The organism is Streptomyces antnestii (assembly GCF_004005495.1).
In the GTDB taxonomy this organism is placed as follows: Bacteria; Actinomycetota; Actinomycetes; order Streptomycetales; family Streptomycetaceae; genus Streptomyces; species Streptomyces antnestii.
This window is the reverse complement of record NZ_RZYA01000030.1, coordinates 74,757-89,884: the sequence shown is the minus strand read 5'-3', so window position 1 is coordinate 89,884 and position 15,128 is coordinate 74,757. Positions and strand designations below refer to the sequence as shown.

Genomic DNA, 15,128 nt, shown 5'->3' with positions numbered 1-15,128 from the left:
CTCCCTTCAGGAGGGGGAGGAAGTCAATTCGCACGTGCGGAGGATCGGGCTAACCGCCGAACACGGGCTGCGGCAGCCCCTTCCCGGCGTTGGGCAGCACCAGTACCGAGCCGGAGAGCGGGTGAGGCGCCTCCAGGCCCGTACGGGCTGTCGTGATGTACAGGTCGGCCAGTTCCGCTCCGCCGAAGGCGCAGGCCGTGGGGCGGCGCACGGGGAGCTCCACGACCCGGTCCAGCGCGCCCGACGGGGCGTAGCGGCGGACCGCACCGCCGTCCCACAGCGCGACCCACACACAGCCGTCGGCGTCGACGGTGAGCCCGTCCGGGAAGCCTGCGGCTTCATCCACAACCGCCAACACCCTTCTGTTGACGGGCAGTTGGTCATCGCCCACATCGAAGACGTCGATCCGCCGGGTCGGCGTGTCGATGTAGTACATCAGCCGGCCGTCGGGACTCCAGCCGGTGCCGTTGCTCACCGTCACGTCGGCGAGGAAGGTGTGGGCGGTGCCGTCGGGCGCGAACCGGGTCAGCGTGCCGCCGCCCGGTGCCTCGTCGTAGCGCATGGTGCCGGCCCAGAGCGCGCCGTCGGGTGCGACAGCCGCGTCGTTGCCCCGGCGGCCCGGGGCGACCTCCCGGTGCAGCCAGCGGAAGCCGTCCGCGCCGTAAAGCCCCACGCCGTCACGGAGGTTGACCACCAGGCCGCCGCCCTCGCGGGGTTTCGCCGCGCCCACGTGCTGCTCGGTGGTCATGACCGTACGGCGTCCGGAGCCGGGATCGTACGTGTGGACCCGCGAGCCCAGGATGTCCACCCAGATCAGCCGCTGGGCGGCAGTGTCCCACGTGGGCCCCTCCCCGAGCGCAGCCTCCGCGCGGACGGCCACGTCAAGAGTCATCCCACGCTCCGGTGGCCCAGCCGCTCCGACAGCTCGGCGGCACCCTTGGCGGCGAGCTGCTCCAGCTCCCCGCGCCGCTCGTCGCTCCAGCGGATCATCGGCACGGAGATGGACAGCGCAGCGACGACCTGTCCGGTGCGGTCGCGCACCGGGGCGGCGACGCAGCTGACGTCCGGGTTGGACTCGCGGCACTCCACGGCGATGCCGCGGCGGCGGATCTCTGCGAGGGCCTCGCGCAGGGCGGACGGTTCGGTGATGCTGTTCGGGGTCATCGCGACCAGCTCCGCGCTGTCGGGGATGCGCGAGGTCAGCTCTGGCTCGGGGAGCGAGGCAAGCAGCATCTTGCCGACGGAGGTGCAGTGGGCGGGCAGCCGGCGCCCGGCGGCGGACACCATGCGCACCGCGTGAGTGGAGTCCACCTTCGCGATGTAGATGACGTCGGTGCCCTCCAGGATCGCCACGTGTACGGTCTCGTCGCAGGTCACGGCAACGGAGCGGGCGACCTGCTGGCCCTCGGCAGCGAGGTCCAGCTGCTCGGCGTACCGGCTGCCGAGTTGGTACGGGCGGACGCCGAGCCGGTAACGGCCCGGCTGGCCCGGCACCTGGACGATGTAGGAACGAGCGGTGAGCGTGGTGACCAGCTCGTGCACCGTCGTGCGCGGCAACTGTAGCTTGCGCAAGATATCGGGGGCTGAGAGCGTCCCGTCCCCGTCGAGGAAAAGCTCGAGAATGTCGAGAGCTCGGGTCACGGCAGGTACGAGTCGTCCCACAACCGACCCCCTCCCTTGTGTTCGAAATTTCAACAGTTGATCGGCATGGCGAACACAGGCTACTCACAGTGCTCTTGGACGGGCAATGGGTGTGCGTTGCCGTATGTATCTCCGTGGCGAGCGGTGACTAACGTCGTCGGCCTCTGCGGTCGCCGAGTTTCCCGGCCTCCGTGCCGCTGCCCGACCGCAGGCTTGCTTCGCACCCTGACCAGCTGGGTTTTCGTTCGTGGGAACGCTGGTGCCCGGCCGCTGTCATGCCCCGAAGCCGGCGGGCTCATGGGACCTGAGGGTTCGCCTGTCAGGAACCCACTGGTGGGGTGTGGGTTCTGGGGTGGGGAGGCACATGGTGTCGGCTGTACGAATACTGGCGCAACCCGGAGGTCCAGCGGGACGACAACCCTGCGGCCTGGTTGATGACCTGCACCATCCTCACCACCGAGGCCACCGACGCGGCCGGCCGCGTGCATCCCCGTATGCCGCTTTCCCTCACGGTGGACCACTACGACGCGTGGCTCGACCCTCACCACCAAGACCCGGACGAATTGCGGACGCTGCCCACCCAGCCCGCCGGCGGGCATCTGGACGCCCGGCCGGTCTCCCCGGCCGTCAACAACGTCCGCAACAACAGCCCTCAGCTCCTAGTACTCCAGCCGGACTTCTCCATTACCGCTGGTCAACGGCTTGAGTGTGGGGAGTGTAGCGGGGTGGGGATGACTGCCGGACGGTCTTGGCGGACCGTCCCGCGAACGTGTGCCCACGCCGCATGTAGTGGCAGTGGGTTGAGCAGCCCATAGGCGTGGTCAATGACGTGCCCACGAGCGCCTGGGGCGATGAACTTGAGAAGCTCTTCCTGCGGGTCGGGGCCTGCTTCGGCCGGGTGGAACCCCGACGCCGGATGCGGGACTACGTGCGTGGACTGCTGGTGATGGTGCTCTTTGAGCTACAACATCCGCTTGGCCATGACGCCCAGTGCTCGCCACAGCTCATCCGCTGGCACCGTGCCGTCGTGCACCATCCGGTCGAGGGCCGCCCGCACAACGGCCGCCGTCTCCACCGGCAGATCCCGCACTCCGAAAACTGATCCAGCGGTGCCGACCCCACCCTGGTCGCCTCCCCGGACGCTGCGTCGAAACAGCCATCCTCCAGCTCCGACAGGTGCCGCTCGAACACATCGAGAATCACACCGAGCGCCGTCGCGCTGTTCCCGATCTTGTATGCAGCCCGGGACGTCTCCAGCGCATCAAGCACCGGCTCGTACTGCGCAAGTCCCGCCACCCCCGCTCATCGGCCGTCGCTGTCGAGCGCGCCGCGTCGAACGCCGCTTCCGCCCGCTTCAGCTCGTCGGGCAGGAACATGAGGCTCGTACTGGGGCGCGTCCCAGGTGCCACCATGACCCGCAACGAAGCTCCTCGACTACCTGGTTGGTCTCGACAATCACCAGTCGTAGCCGAGGAGCTTCGTCACGTCCGGCGGAACACGGCACGGGCGCGGCCGGGGCCGCGCGGCGGGCGGGCGCCTGAGTAACGGCACGCTGCGCGCATAGGCGCCGATGTCAGGCCATTCGTAACGGACACAGAGGAAACTGTGCGAGATCTCGGGGCGATCTTCCTTACGCTCACTCCGTGACGATCAATGCTCCGGGCTGGCTGCTGCTCGGCACCGCGGGCTCCGTGCTGGTCGCGGCCGGCAGCTGGGGAGCCGGGGCGCTGCCGCTGGGCGTTCCTGACGGGGTGTGGGGACGACCCGGCCAGGTGGAGATGCTGCTGGGCTTCGGTCTCTCGTACGCCGGCCTGGTGCTGCTGGTGGCCGGGTGGTGGTGGCTGGGCCGCCTCCTGCGCGACGGGGCCGAGGTGAGCCGCGGGCAGCAGCGGGCCGCCCTCGTGTGCTGGTCACTGCCGTTGCTTCCGTGCCCGCTGCTCTTCAGCAGCGACGCCTACAGCTATGTCGCCGAGGGCGCGTTGGCGGCACGCGGGTGGGATGTGTACCGGCTGGGCCCGGATGCGCTGGGCGGGGCGCTGTCGGCCAATGTGCCCGGGGTGTGGCACGACACCCCGGCTCCGTACGGGCCGGTGTTCGTCGCCGCCGCACGCGCGGTGGTGACCGTGACGGGCGAGGGCCACGTGGTGGCGGCTACGGTGGGGATGCGGTTGCTGGCGATGGCCGGACTGGCATTGGCGGTCGTAGCGGTGCTGCGGCTGGCGGCCGACATCGGTGGGGCGGGGGCCCGCGAAGCGGCGGGGGCGCTGTGGGCCACCGCCCTCAGCCCGCTGGTGCTGCTGCACTTGGTGGGCGGTGCGCACAACGACGCGCTGATGCTCGGCGCGATGATGGCGGGCTTCGTGGCGTTCCGCCGGGACCGGTGGGTGACGGGCACCATCCTGCTGACGACGGCGGTTCTGATCAAGGCGCCGGCCGGGGTGGCGCTGCTGTGCGCCGCAGTGGCGGCGGTAGCGGGCCGGACCGGCTGGGCGCGCCGGGCCCGGCTGGTGGCCGGGATCCTTGTGGTGGCCGCCGGCGTAGGTCTGCTGGAAGTGCTCCTGTGCGGACAGGGCTTCGGGTGGGTGCGCACGCTCGGCACCCCCGCCTCCGTGCCGGCGATGCTTTCGCCGAGCACGGACGTGGGCGCGCTGCTGGATTGGCTGGCCTCGGCGGCCGGCTGGCGGGCCGGAACGGGGACGTTGATGGCCGCGGCACGGGCGGCCGGCCTGCTGGCTGGTGCGGTGGCCGTGGCCCACTGGGCGCGGCGGGCCCCCCGGACGGGAGCCGAGTACGCCGCGGGAATGTCGCTGCTCACGGTCGTGGTGTGCGCGCCGGCGGTACAGGTGTGGTACTTGCTGTGGGGCCTGGTGCCGCTGGCTGCGGTGGGGTGGCGGACGTTGGGGCACCCGGTCGCGAAGACCGCGACCATGGCGACGTTCCTCGTCGTGATGCCGATCGGTTTGGGCCCCACCTGGCCGTCCGCGCTCGCCGCCGTCACAGGTGGGCTGGCGGCTCTGACGGGTCTCGCGGTGTGGTGGCTGCTGCGGGGCGGCGGGCGCGCCGCCCTTCGTGCAGCAGGAAGAAGGCTCCGGTGAGACAACCCAGAGGGATCTCCAGCAGGTGGGTGAAGGCGGCGTACAGCAGCATGCTCGAGGCCACGGCGGCGGGCGCTCCGCCGAGGGCGACGAGGGCGAACGCGGCTGCGCTCTCGGTGATCCCGATGCCGCCGGGCGTGATGCCGATCTGGGTGAGCAGTCTGCTGGCGGCGAAGACCGCCACCGCCGGCCCGAGTCCGCTACCGGCACCCGTCACCCACAGGCAGGCCAGGAAGAGCAGACCTTGCGCAGTCAGCGTCCCCGCCATCCCACCCACCAGGCGCGGCCACGACCGCAGCCACACCTCACGGCAGTCACGGCGGCACCGCCGCGCGAACCTGCGCATCCGCACCACGGCCCTGGCCACGGACCCCCGGAACAGCCGTGGGGGAGTACGGCGTCTGACGGCCCGTCGGAGCGGCTGCCGGAGCAACCAGAGGCCGCCGCCGGCCAGGCACGCCACCGGCAGCGCGGCGCCGGCGACCCAGCCGGTGCCCGGTACGGACAGCCCGGCCAGCACCAGCACCCCGGCGACGGAGACCACCAGCCGGGCCAGGACGTTGCAGACCCCGGTCACGACGATGCACGCGGCGACGGCCCGCGGCGGGTGCCCCCAGCGACGCGTCATGGAGTAGGTGACGGCCACCCCGGCCGCACCTCCTGCGGGCAGGAGGTTGCTGACGGCGCTCCCCGTGCAGTTCAGCACCAGCGCCCGGGAGCGGGTGAGGCCCGGCAGCGAGGCGCTGAGGACGTACGTGTAGGCCCACAGGCACACGCCCGCCAGGGCGCCGAGGATCGCGAGGTGGGAGCCGTCGATCTGTCCGAGGCTGGCTCTGACCGCCGACCACTGTGTGCCCGCGGCCCGCGGCACGGCGAGTACCAGCAGGGCGGTCCCCGCAGCCGCCGAGGCGAGGCCCAGCAGCCGTGGCACGGAGGGCCGACGGGGCGTCATCATGCCCGGTTCCCACCGTCGTTGAACGCCGCCAGGGGGTGGTGCAGGCGGGTGCCCGGCGGGAGGCCCCGCTGGATGTACCACTCCGTGCCCAGCACTTGGCGGAACACCGGAGCGGGCAGACGGCGCAGCGCGGCAAGGGTCCGTACGGAGTCGCCGCCGCCCGCCTGGCTCACGTGGGCGGCCATGCTGGCGCGTTTGGCGGCCCAATGCTGCCCGACCCGCACCCTGTGCGTGATCTGCGCACGGGGTGCGTAGGCGCGGTGGAAGGCGTCGCGGTCGAAGCCGGGCGGGAGGCGGTGGATCCAGGAGGCCCACCGGATCCCGCGCAACAGCAGGTCGCGGTCGACGGTCGCCTCCAAGACCACGGGGGTCCCGGCGAGGCGGGCCGCCCGGTAACCGACGCGGTGGACCTGCACATGGTCGGGGTGGCCGTATCCGCCGGCCGGGTCGTAGACCGTCAGGACGGCGGCGCGCTCCCCGGCCAGCAGGTCCGCGAGGCGCCCTGCCGCCTCGTCGGCGTCCGCCGCGGCGAACGACCCCTCGGGGGGCGGGGAACCGTGCCCGGAGTCGCCGTAGCCGAGGAATACCACCCGGGCGCAGCCCAGGAGCCGTGCCGACGCACGGGCCTCCGCGCGGCGCAGGCCGCCCAGTCCCCGGGCGAGGTGCTCCGGCGCCGCGAGGCCCCCCTCCCCGGCGGTCGCCAGCACGAGTACCACTCGGTGGCCCTCGGTGGCCAGCCTCGCCATCGTTCCGGCGGTCAGCAGCGCCTCATCGTCCGGATGGGCGTGAAAGAACACACACGTATGAGTCATCACCAGGTGCCCTCCCGTCAAAGGACCGGGATAAATCGGAATGTATTAGGCATGATTCTGCACATCTCGGACTGCTTCGCGCCGCGCACCGGGGGCATTGAGAGCCAGGTCGTCGCCTTGGCGGAAGCGCAGCACCGGTCCGGGCAGGACATCGCAGTGGCGACCGCCACGCCTGCCGCCGGCCAGGGGAAGGAGCCATGGCCGTACCCCGTGTACAGGATCACCGCACGCATCCCGTACCAGCTGCCTGTCCACCCGAGGGCCGGGCGGGAACTGGACCGGCTGTTGACCGGCCTCGCGCCGCGGGCCGTCCACGTGCACGTGGGTGCGGTGTCGCCGTTCGCCTGGTCGGCGCTGGCCTGCGTCCGACGCTTGCGGATCCCGGCGGTGGTGACGGTGCACAGCACCTGGGGCCCCGTGGTGCGCACCCTCTACCGCTGCCTTTGGCGGACGGCGAACGGGCCGTCCGCCCCGCTCGCCGTGACGGCTGTCAGCCGGTTGGCCGCCGGGCTGATGGGCCAGGCCCTGCCGCACCTGACGCCGCTGGTGGTCCCCAACGGCATCGACCCCGGCCTGTGGCGCGGCCCGGCACGAGACAGCCGCCACGACGACCGCGTCCATGTCGTCTCGGTCGGCCGGCTCGTCCCCCGCAAGCAGCCGATGGAACTGCTGGCGGCTCTGCGGTCGGCGCAGCCGCGGCTGGCGACCCGCAACGTGGCGCTGCGCGCGACGGTCGCCGGGGACGGGCAGTGCATGGCGGCCATGCGCCGCTATGTGCACCGGCACGACATGGCCGACTGGGTGCGTCTCGCGGGCCGGATCGACCCGGGCGAGGTACGGCGGCTGCTGGCCGACGCCGACCTGTTCATCAACGCCTCGAACCACGAGGCGTTCGGCATCGCCGCCCTGGAGGCCCGTACCAGTGGAGTGCCGATCCTGGCGCGCGCCCACACGGGCGTCGCCGACTTCGTCCGGCACAACCGCGAGGGGGTGCTGTGCCGCGCCTCGACGTCCGCGCTCTCCGACGACTTGGTTTGGCTGGCCCGCACCCCCGGCGCCCGCCGCCGCATGGCGGACCACAACCGGGAGACCCTGCCGACCCCCTGCACCTGGCCCGTGGTCACCGGCGCGTTCGCCCACTGCTACGACGCGGTCGCCCCCTGACCCTGTTCCGGGACGCGGCGGGAAACCCCCAAGGCCGCCAGGGTTGGGACAACGCGCCGGGTCAAGGCCCCAACTTCCTGCCGGCGCACACAGTTCCAGCAGCTGGTGCCATTCGCGGCCGCTGCGGGCCGGGCCGGTCCACCGGACCAGAACCCGCTGTCGGCCAACCGATCGTGCAGCGCGCCCGCCATCATGTCGATGGCCAGCTCCGCATCCCGATCCCCTCCGCGTGCTGAGCGAGCCCCACCGGCTCCGACGAGCACACCGCCACCTCGGGCCGCGCCTTCGGGAACGTCGCGTATGAGCGGCGCTCCTCGTGCGGCTTGCACACCACCAGCACCGCCTTCGGCACGATCCCCACCGGACACGGCCGCAGCTCGGATCGTGGTGTGGTGCATCTGGTGGTAGTCCCGGATCAGCGCCCGTGCATCAGCGGAAGATGCCTGTGTGACCCAGCGAGTAGCGGCCCGGCTGCGGATAGACCGCGAGGCCTTGCGGGCCCCTGCCCACGCTGATGCGGGCGAGCTGTTCGCCGGTGGCGGTGTCGATGGCGTACATCTCGGAGTTGTAGCGGCCGGACAGCCACAGGACCCTGCCGTCCGTGGAGACGCCGCCCATGTCGGGGCTGCCGCCGTTCGGCAGGCGCCACTTCTTGGTCAGCCAGTCCTCCTTGAAGTCGAACACGGAGATGGTGCCCTCGCCCCGGTTGGAGATGTACATCTCGCGGGAGGCACGGCTGACGTAGAGGCCGTGCGCGCCCTTTCCGGTGGGCAGGAGGGACGGTTTGGAGAAGGTGTCGCCGTCTAGGACCCACATGCCGTCGGCCATAATGTCGGCGATGTAGAACTTCTTGCCGTCCGGGGAGATCTTCACGTCCTGCGGCATGACACCGTGCAGGGGCAGCTTCTGATGGCCGATCACCGCCATCTTCTCGGTGTCGACCTTGAGCAGCTCGCCGCTGAACTCGCAGGAGACGATGAAGTAGCGGCCGTCCATGGAGAAGTCGGCATGGTTGACGCCGTGACAGCTGACCGGGACAGCCTTGACCACCTTCATGGTGTGGGCGTCGCGGAAGACCAGCTGCCGGTCGTTGGAGGCCATCACGACCGCGTACTTGCCGTCCGGCGTGAAGTACAGGTTGTACGGGTCATGCACGGCGACCGGCTTGCCCGCCTCGCCGGTCCTCGGGCCGATGGGAGTGAGCGAGTTGCCCCGGTCGTCGTTGACCCACAGCGTCTTCAGGTCCCAGGACGGCACTATGTGCTGAGGCTGCCTGCCGACCGGGATCGACTTGATGACCTTGTACGTCTTCGGGTCGATGACTGACACGGTGTCGGAGTTGGTGTTGGGGACGTACACGCGGGACGGGTAGTCTTTGACCGCCGGCGAGAGCTGGTTCGGGCGGTCGGCCGCGTAGAGGTCGTTCGGGTCGAGCACAGGCGGCATGCCCCTCAGGACCCGGATCTTCTGCTGCTGGGCGGGGTTGAGGGGGTCCTGGAGGCGAGGGCCTCGTCCTTGTGTGGGATTGCGCTGCTGCAGCCGGCGAGTGCGGCGAGGACGGTGCCGGTAATCAGTAGGCGGGCGACGGTCGTGGGATGCATCAGCTCAGCAGCTCCCTGGTGGTCACCGCGCGCAAACCTCGTCGGTCGAGTTGGCGGAGGAAGTCGGGTAGGGCGGCGGCCGTATCCGCGTACCCGAAGTGGATGTTCACAACGGATCCGTTGCGGATCTGTAGGCGATGGAGCCGCCTGGGGACAGGCGGCGGCGAACGCACCGGCCATCGCGAGTCCCGCGCGCAGCGCCGAGCGACGGTCGGACACCGCACACGCGCTGCCCGTCAGGTGGGAGGGACGGGCGTGCTACCCCTGACAAGCTAAGGGCGGACCGACAGAAAAATCGGTCAATTGATTTGGAGAGTGTGCAGGGCCGCAAGGACGGGTGACGAACTCCCCCGGCCCACAGACCCCTTACGGCCATGGTTCCGTGAACGTGCCCGCACCCGAGAGACCTGACCACCAGGCTGGTCTACTGGACGATGGCAGACGCGCCGCAACGGCCGTTCTGCCGTCGGCAGCGAGGATGCGCCGGCCCCGCTCAATCGCCTGGAAGCGTGCAGGCCACGCGACCGGCCGCTCCGACCCGTGCTACGCGCGGGAGTGGGAGCGGCCGGAGATCGCGGGCGCGCGCCGGGCGGCCCTCTACCTGCTGCGGGTCTGCGGTTGTGTGCTGCGGCCCCGGCCTCGGTCAGGACACCTTGATGGACACCGTGGGGGAGTGCGTCGTGCCCGACGTCGAGACCCGGACGTGCTGCGTGCCCTTGGTGCTGAACTTGTGGGTCAGCCTGTAGGTGTGACTCTTGGTCACTGTGGTGCTCGAGCCCAGGGTGGTCCACTTGCCGTTGTGCTGCTTCTGCAGAACCAGCTTCGTGCCGGACTTCAACCCCTTGGTCCGACCGGTGAACGTGACGCTCTGCCCAGCCTTGACGGACGTGTGGTTGGCCTTGATCGTGATCGAGGCCTTGGTCTTCGGCGTCTTGCTGTGCGTGGCGCTCGGCGTCGTCTTGCTGTGCGTGGCGCTCGGCGTCGGCGCGTTGCCGGCGGCGAAGGCTCCGGCCGATCCGGCCGATATCAGCCCGGCGGACAGAGCGCCCGCGGCCAGCGCACGGACACAGCGGCTGCGGAAAGTGGTAGGCACGGTGGTCTCCCGTAGGTTGACGGATTTCCCCCTGCAGCGCGTACGGCCCACAGGGCCGATCACGCACCCCCACAGGCTCGCCCAGGATCGTCCGCGCGGCGACTCGGAAGTGGTCAGAATCGCTTCAGAGAGGGACCTGTTTGACGCAAAGCCGCAGCTCACCCGGGCGGGAGGCCAGTGACTTTTTCTTACCTTGCTTTTTTCGCTTCCCGCTGGCGCTCGCCTCCGTCACGAGGACACGTGTCAGAAGTCGCGCACCAGCCAGGTCGAGGGCGGGGTGGCCATCTGCCGGGCTTGCCTTGAAGGAGCTCGCCCACCAGGAGATCGGCGCGGGGCCTCTGGAGACGTTCGCGGACCGTCCTGAACGTGCGACCAGGGCTGCTGTCAGCTCAGTACCGTGTCCACTTCACCAGCCAGGTGATGGTGGCGAGCGTGGTAGCGATCGCAACGAGCTACTCGCATCGCCGAGTTCGCGTCCGATTTGCGATGCAGCCTGCGGCCCACGCCCACACCGCGACGGCAAGAGCGTGGCATGGCCACGGGCAACGAGATCTCCCGCCAGCACCTGCTCCGCCGGGGCCTCGTCCTGGGGTACGCCACGCTGGACTGGAACGTGGTGGGCATCGTGGTGTCGGCCATCGCCGCGGTCTCCGCCCCGCTCCATGGCGCCGGCCGGCTTCGGTCTGGACTCCCTGATCGAGATCGGCGCGTCGACCGTGGTGATCTGGAAGCTCTCCGGCACGGGCGGAGCCCGCCAGCGCCGGGCCCTGCGCCTGATCGGCGTCGGCTTCGTCCTGCTCGGCCTCTACCTGCTCGTGCAGTCCACTCTCGTGCTGGTTTCTGGCTTCCACCCGCACCACTCGGCTCTCGGTATCGCCTGGACCGCGTGACTGCTGCCGTAATGTTCACCCTGGCAGCGTGCAAGGCCCGCGAGAACGGTCTGGACAAGCAGGATGGTGGAGAATCCGGCGACACCGACCACGACGGCGGTGGCGGCGATCCGGTAGCGGGGACTGTTGGCCGCCGCCGGGAGCAGGGAACGGCGGTTGGTGAGCACCAGCAGGTAGACCAGCACGATCGGGCTGATCAGGCCCTGCAGAACCTGGGCGCCGATATCCGAGATGCTCGATCATCTCCGCCTCGAGCGCGCCCTCCAGAACCAGTTTCACCAGCCGCTTGAGCAGCCCATTCTCCCCGACCAGATTCAGGCCCTCGCTGCGCGCCCTGTTCACCAGCTGCACGGCCAGCTCCCGGTCCGCCTCGGTCAGTCTCGCCAACTCGGCACCCTTGCGTACGGTGTTCGAACTGTCGCGGGACCGCTCGTCCTTGCCGCCCATCCGTGATCCTTCCCGGCGATGAGCACAGCTCACGCCAGACCAGTCACACCGGGGCATGCGCAAACTTCAGGACGGTCCCCGCACACATCCAGCGTCGCGGTCCCAGCGGGCGCCTTGCGCCCGGGTGAGGAACGGGGTCCTGCGTGTGCGGCCGGCGATCGGGCGAGGCAGGAGCTGGGGCGGTGCCGAATGGCGGACCGGCGGATCCAGCCGGATCGCACACCGTGCGGCCTGTACCGCCGGCGGGTCACGGCCGCCAGAGCCAGGAGTTCTCCGGTGCCGCGGGCAGGCACGGCCCGAGGTGGAGACGGGGCACGCGCCGTGCCGGGTCATCCTGGATCAGACATCGATCGCCCGAAACCAGTTGTCCGCCGGAAGCCATCCGCCACCGCTGGTCGGGGGCGTTGCTGTCGCACGGCGAGACATGCGGAAACGACGCGGCGGCCAGGCAGCTTCCGTGAGCCGTTCGGGACTGCCACTGGCCCGCGGCAGAGCGGTGCCAGAACTGTGGGGCCCTGCCGTCGCAGCGTGCGGTCCGCACGGCGCGTTCTGCGGTCCCCGGCTGCTTGTTCGTCACCTCGAGGCAGAGCTCCGGGGTGCCCGTCGCGGAGATGAGGGTGCCGGGGCGGGCATGTTGCTGGGGGCGGGGGTACTGCCGGTGCATCCAGTGCCGGTATGTGGCGGTGATGGAGTGGGTTGCGCTGCAGTGCGGGCCAGGACAGCGCACCGTGCGCAGGTACGTCTCGAAGATCTGTTGTTTGGCCCGGGCCTGCTCCGGTGCGAGGTTCTCCGGCAGGAGCGACATGGGGTATCCGCGGTAGGCGATGATGCCGCCGCGCAGTTGCAGAGGGAAGCCCGCCATCCGGAAGTACCGCGCGGTCACTCCGTGGTCGCTGTGGTCCGCGCCTTGTGTACCTGCGTGGCCGAAGAAAGCATTGTCGAAGTCCAGGGTACGAATGCGCTCGGTCTTCCACCGCCTGGCCAGGCCGGCGATCGTTGCGATGAGAGATCGTTCCGTGTACTGGCTGGAGGAGTTGACTGCGGTGATGCTGGAGATTTCTCCACGGAAAAGTTTCAGGAGGCTCTCGTGCCGGTCGGTGGAGCTTCCTTTCCCCGTAGGAAGCCCGTCGGGCAGACGGAAGAATGACAGCCGGATCTCGGGTCGTTCACGCAGGGAGAAGGAGGTGATGTGGTGACCATCGACCGTGAGGGTCCGGGTGACCGTGCGCTGCCCGGTCCCCGCCATGGCCGCATAGGCGGCGATCATGCCGAGTTCGCGGCTCCTCGCGTAGGGGCTTCGGTTGTAGGGGTGCCCGCCGTCCCCCGAGGTCAGGTAGACCACGTCGAGGGGGCATCCGGCAGTGATGAGCTCCTGAATCTGGGGATTGATAAAGAGGAGGTCATCGTCCTCGTGAGCCACGCCGATCATTTCTCGCATACAGGAGTGCGACGGCTTTTCGTACCCGTTGTGCCGGGGAGCCGATCCGGAGTGGAGGGCTTTTTCGGGCGGCTGGAGGGGCAGCGTACCGAGAAGGGCTGCCACTGCGACGAGAAGGAGACAAAAGACGGCCACGGAAAAGGGAGTTGGTGCGGAGATTCTGCTCTGCTTCCCAGGGCTTTTGCTCACGTGTCGTACCTCCCCGGCCGCGGGTTCCGCCGTCGTCTCCGGTTACCCACAAGGACGCTGGGATGTGGGGCCTCCCGTTCACCCGTTCCCCGTCCGTTCAAGGCTTGCCGGCCGCATTGGTGATGTCCTGGACCCCGTAGTAACGGGCTACGCAGTACGCCGGCCACTTCTTGTGACCATCGTGGCCGAACGGCTCGGTCATCTTGCTGATGGGAAGCACCCGATACGGAATCACCCGGGCCCCCGCCGCGGCCTGGGCCCGCATCCGCGCATCCTGTCGGTCCCATGCGCTGGCGCGTGCGGCCATGTCGGACTCCAGGCCCGCGAGCGATACCGCCAGCCCGAGGCAGACGACGCAGTACACAGCAGTTCCTGCGGCGAGGGCGGTGCGGGTCCGCCGGCCGCGACGGTGCCATGCGCGGGCGGCGAGCGCACCTGCGTAGACGAGGAACAGGACGTACAGCAGCAGGTAGTCGTTCCACAGGCGCGTCGACGTCATCACCCCGGTGCGGAAGGCGGGGTAGGTGATGACAGTGCAGGCGTAGCCGCCGATCACGAGGACCAGGATGCATGACCCGATCAGCAGTACCTCGTTCTTCGCGCGGGTGACACGTTCTGGAGAGGCACGTACGAGAAGACATCCGAGGATGACGCCGCCGGCGAGGGCTCCCAGGTACGGCCAAGACGTCAGACACTTCGCAGTGATGTGGGCGAATCCGTTGAGGGACTCCCACAGGGACTTGGGGGCGAGCATGATTGATGAGTTCTTCGACTGGCGCCTGTGCAGTGCGCCGGGCGACGTGTAGAGAATCAACGATCCGGTCACGAGGCCGGTGATGGCCGCCGCGCACCACAAGCGGACGAAGCGTCGTCGCGCGGCAGGGATGACACTGCGGCTGATCACCACGGTGCACGCCAGGGCGACCAGTGCGACCACGGTGGTCTCCTCCGACAGCAGCCCCAGCACTGCTCCCGTCGTGACGGCGGTGAACAGGGCAAAGGCGCGGCCCCGTGGTGAAGCGGCCCTCAGGACGGGGACGATGGCGGCACAGGCGAACACGGGGGGCAGCGTGTGCGAGACGGATGCCGCCGGCCAGTAGAACGTCTTGTAGGTATTGAGGGAGCCGAAGAGGAAGACGGCGGTCACCGTGGCCGCCGTGAACATCGCTGTCCCGCGCGGTGGCCTTTTCCCTGTGGCGTGCAGAGCGGCGGCACAGAACGCCCACAGCAGCAGAAGGATCAGCACCCCGCTGGCCGGCGCGAACCATTGCTGTCCCGGGACGCCGAAGCGCGCGTAGGTCCATACGAGCACGGCGTTGACGACCCGCCCGTTGTCCCTGAAATAGAACTTGTCCACCATGGCGGTCAACCCGCCGTCACGGACTACGGGCAGGAAGCACCAGTCGTCCCCACCAGGACGTACCAAATGGGCGGCCCAGGCTGCATAGGCGAACAGAGCAAGCGACATGGCGCAGAGGATTGGCGGCCACCGGCGTGCCCGTCCCACCAGAATGTTCGCGTCCGGGCCATCGCCGGTCTGCCGTCCCCGGACGGCACTCTCCGGTAGGCGTTTCACGCCCATTCTCCTTCCCGGGGGTGGCGCACGGGGTGGCGCACCCAGTACGCGACAGAGCTTGCCGCCCGGTACCGGGGAGCGCACCTTCCGCATGTCACACGGGTGATAATCAGATGATTCACTCGCTCGGCCTCGATGAGTCGTGAAGCTGCCCTGCAGAGTGCATGGTCGTTTACGGCAGCGACTCTTACGAGGCGGGTCTCCACTCGAGACGCGTCAGACGGGGC

General features: G+C 69.7%; 12 protein-coding genes and 4 pseudogenes. 5 read left to right on the top strand and 11 right to left on the bottom strand.

Annotated features, from left to right (window positions below; all coding sequences use genetic code 11):
• Positions 1–49 precede the first annotated feature (49 nt).
• A complete protein-coding gene (locus EOT10_RS38110; protein WP_127832959.1) occupies positions 50–892 on the bottom strand; it encodes an SMP-30/gluconolactonase/LRE family protein in 843 nt (280 codons plus the stop codon).
• On the bottom strand, positions 889–1,662 hold the full coding sequence (locus EOT10_RS38105) for an IclR family transcriptional regulator (protein ID WP_127832958.1): 774 nt from the start codon (positions 1,660–1,662) through the stop codon (positions 889–891). The genes EOT10_RS38110 and EOT10_RS38105 overlap by 4 nt, the downstream gene beginning before the upstream one ends.
• Positions 1,663–2,015: 353 nt before the next feature.
• Here EOT10_RS38105 and EOT10_RS38100 point away from each other — a divergent pair.
• From EOT10_RS38100 to mptB, 3 genes and pseudogenes are all read left to right on the top strand, one after another.
• Positions 2,016–2,303, top strand: a pseudogene (locus EOT10_RS38100) (SOS response-associated peptidase family protein); the annotation flags it as partial.
• 155 nt (positions 2,304–2,458) lie between these two features.
• The gene (locus tag EOT10_RS42405; RefSeq protein ID WP_223281460.1) at positions 2,459–2,743 is read left to right on the top strand and encodes a hypothetical protein; all 285 of its coding nucleotides are present in this window, start codon (positions 2,459–2,461) and stop codon (positions 2,741–2,743) included.
• Between the two features lie 541 nt (positions 2,744–3,284).
• Positions 3,285–4,736: a polyprenol phosphomannose-dependent alpha 1,6 mannosyltransferase MptB gene (mptB, locus tag EOT10_RS38090; protein WP_127832957.1), complete on the top strand. Its 1,452-nt coding sequence runs from the start codon at positions 3,285–3,287 to the stop codon at positions 4,734–4,736.
• On the opposite strand, the gene EOT10_RS38085 is transcribed toward mptB, so the two are convergent.
• Together EOT10_RS38085 and EOT10_RS38080 are read right to left on the bottom strand one after the other, a co-directional pair.
• Positions 4,636–5,691, bottom strand: a complete 1,056-nt coding sequence (locus EOT10_RS38085; RefSeq protein WP_127832956.1) for a lysylphosphatidylglycerol synthase domain-containing protein — start codon at positions 5,689–5,691, stop codon at positions 4,636–4,638. The genes mptB and EOT10_RS38085 overlap by 101 nt on opposite strands.
• Positions 5,688–6,503 carry a PIG-L deacetylase family protein gene (locus tag EOT10_RS38080; protein ID WP_127832955.1) on the bottom strand — a complete coding sequence of 272 codons (816 nt, stop codon included), beginning with the start codon at positions 6,501–6,503 and terminating at the stop codon, positions 5,688–5,690. The genes EOT10_RS38085 and EOT10_RS38080 overlap by 4 nt, the downstream gene beginning before the upstream one ends.
• A 51-nt stretch (positions 6,504–6,554) precedes the next feature.
• Here EOT10_RS38080 and EOT10_RS38075 point away from each other — a divergent pair, with 51 nt between their 5' ends.
• Positions 6,555–7,667, top strand: a complete 1,113-nt coding sequence (locus tag EOT10_RS38075; RefSeq protein ID WP_189492645.1) for a glycosyltransferase family 4 protein — start codon at positions 6,555–6,557, stop codon at positions 7,665–7,667.
• A 429-nt stretch (positions 7,668–8,096) separates the two neighbouring features.
• On the opposite strand, the pseudogene EOT10_RS38070 reads toward EOT10_RS38075, so the two are convergent.
• The 3 genes and pseudogenes from EOT10_RS38070 to EOT10_RS38060 all read right to left on the bottom strand — a co-directional run bounded on the left by EOT10_RS38070 (position 8,097) and on the right by EOT10_RS38060 (position 10,361).
• Positions 8,097–9,268 (bottom strand): annotated as a pseudogene (locus EOT10_RS38070) (YVTN family beta-propeller repeat protein).
• Positions 9,268–9,396 (bottom strand): annotated as a pseudogene (locus EOT10_RS42400) (polysaccharide deacetylase family protein); the annotation flags it as partial. The pseudogenes EOT10_RS38070 and EOT10_RS42400, both read right to left, overlap by 1 nt.
• Before the next feature lie 515 nt (positions 9,397–9,911).
• Positions 9,912–10,361: a hypothetical protein gene (locus EOT10_RS38060; protein ID WP_127832953.1), complete on the bottom strand. Its 450-nt coding sequence runs from the start codon at positions 10,359–10,361 to the stop codon at positions 9,912–9,914.
• Between the two features lie 662 nt (positions 10,362–11,023).
• Between EOT10_RS38060 and EOT10_RS42395 the strand changes: the two genes are divergently transcribed.
• Positions 11,024–11,251 (top strand): hypothetical protein, encoded by a 228-nt coding sequence (locus tag EOT10_RS42395; protein ID WP_223281459.1) that lies wholly within the window; start codon positions 11,024–11,026, stop codon positions 11,249–11,251.
• Here EOT10_RS42395 and EOT10_RS43385 read toward each other — a convergent pair.
• The 4 genes and pseudogenes from EOT10_RS43385 to EOT10_RS38045 all read right to left on the bottom strand — a co-directional run bounded on the left by EOT10_RS43385 (position 11,167) and on the right by EOT10_RS38045 (position 14,901).
• Positions 11,167–11,418 carry a hypothetical protein gene (locus EOT10_RS43385; RefSeq protein WP_488803557.1) on the bottom strand — a complete coding sequence of 84 codons (252 nt, stop codon included), beginning with the start codon at positions 11,416–11,418 and terminating at the stop codon, positions 11,167–11,169. The genes EOT10_RS42395 and EOT10_RS43385 overlap by 85 nt on opposite strands.
• Positions 11,419–11,452: 34 nt before the next feature.
• Positions 11,453–11,629 (bottom strand): annotated as a pseudogene (locus EOT10_RS43320) (IS256 family transposase); the annotation flags it as partial.
• A 316-nt stretch (positions 11,630–11,945) separates the two neighbouring features.
• A complete protein-coding gene (locus EOT10_RS38050; RefSeq protein ID WP_189492641.1) occupies positions 11,946–13,118 on the bottom strand; it encodes a ricin-type beta-trefoil lectin domain protein in 1,173 nt (390 codons plus the stop codon).
• A 304-nt stretch (positions 13,119–13,422) separates the two neighbouring features.
• A complete protein-coding gene (locus EOT10_RS38045) occupies positions 13,423–14,901 on the bottom strand; it encodes a DUF6056 family protein (protein ID WP_223281458.1) in 1,479 nt (492 codons plus the stop codon).
• Positions 14,902–15,128 lie beyond the last annotated feature (227 nt).

Excerpts from the sequence above, each read along its gene's own strand:
- EOT10_RS38075 (WP_189492645.1), top strand. The coding sequence starts at position 6,555 with ATGATTCTGCACATCTCGGACTGCTTCGCGCCGCGCACCGGGGGCATT.
- EOT10_RS38085 (WP_127832956.1), bottom strand. The coding sequence starts at position 5,691 with ATGATGACGCCCCGTCGGCCCTCCGTGCCACGGCTGCTGGGCCTCGCC.
- EOT10_RS38110 (WP_127832959.1), bottom strand. The coding sequence starts at position 892 with ATGACTCTTGACGTGGCCGTCCGCGCGGAGGCTGCGCTCGGGGAGGGG.
- EOT10_RS42395 (WP_223281459.1), top strand. The coding sequence starts at position 11,024 with ATGGCGCCGGCCGGCTTCGGTCTGGACTCCCTGATCGAGATCGGCGCG.
- EOT10_RS38080 (WP_127832955.1), bottom strand. The coding sequence starts at position 6,503 with ATGACTCATACGTGTGTGTTCTTTCACGCCCATCCGGACGATGAGGCG.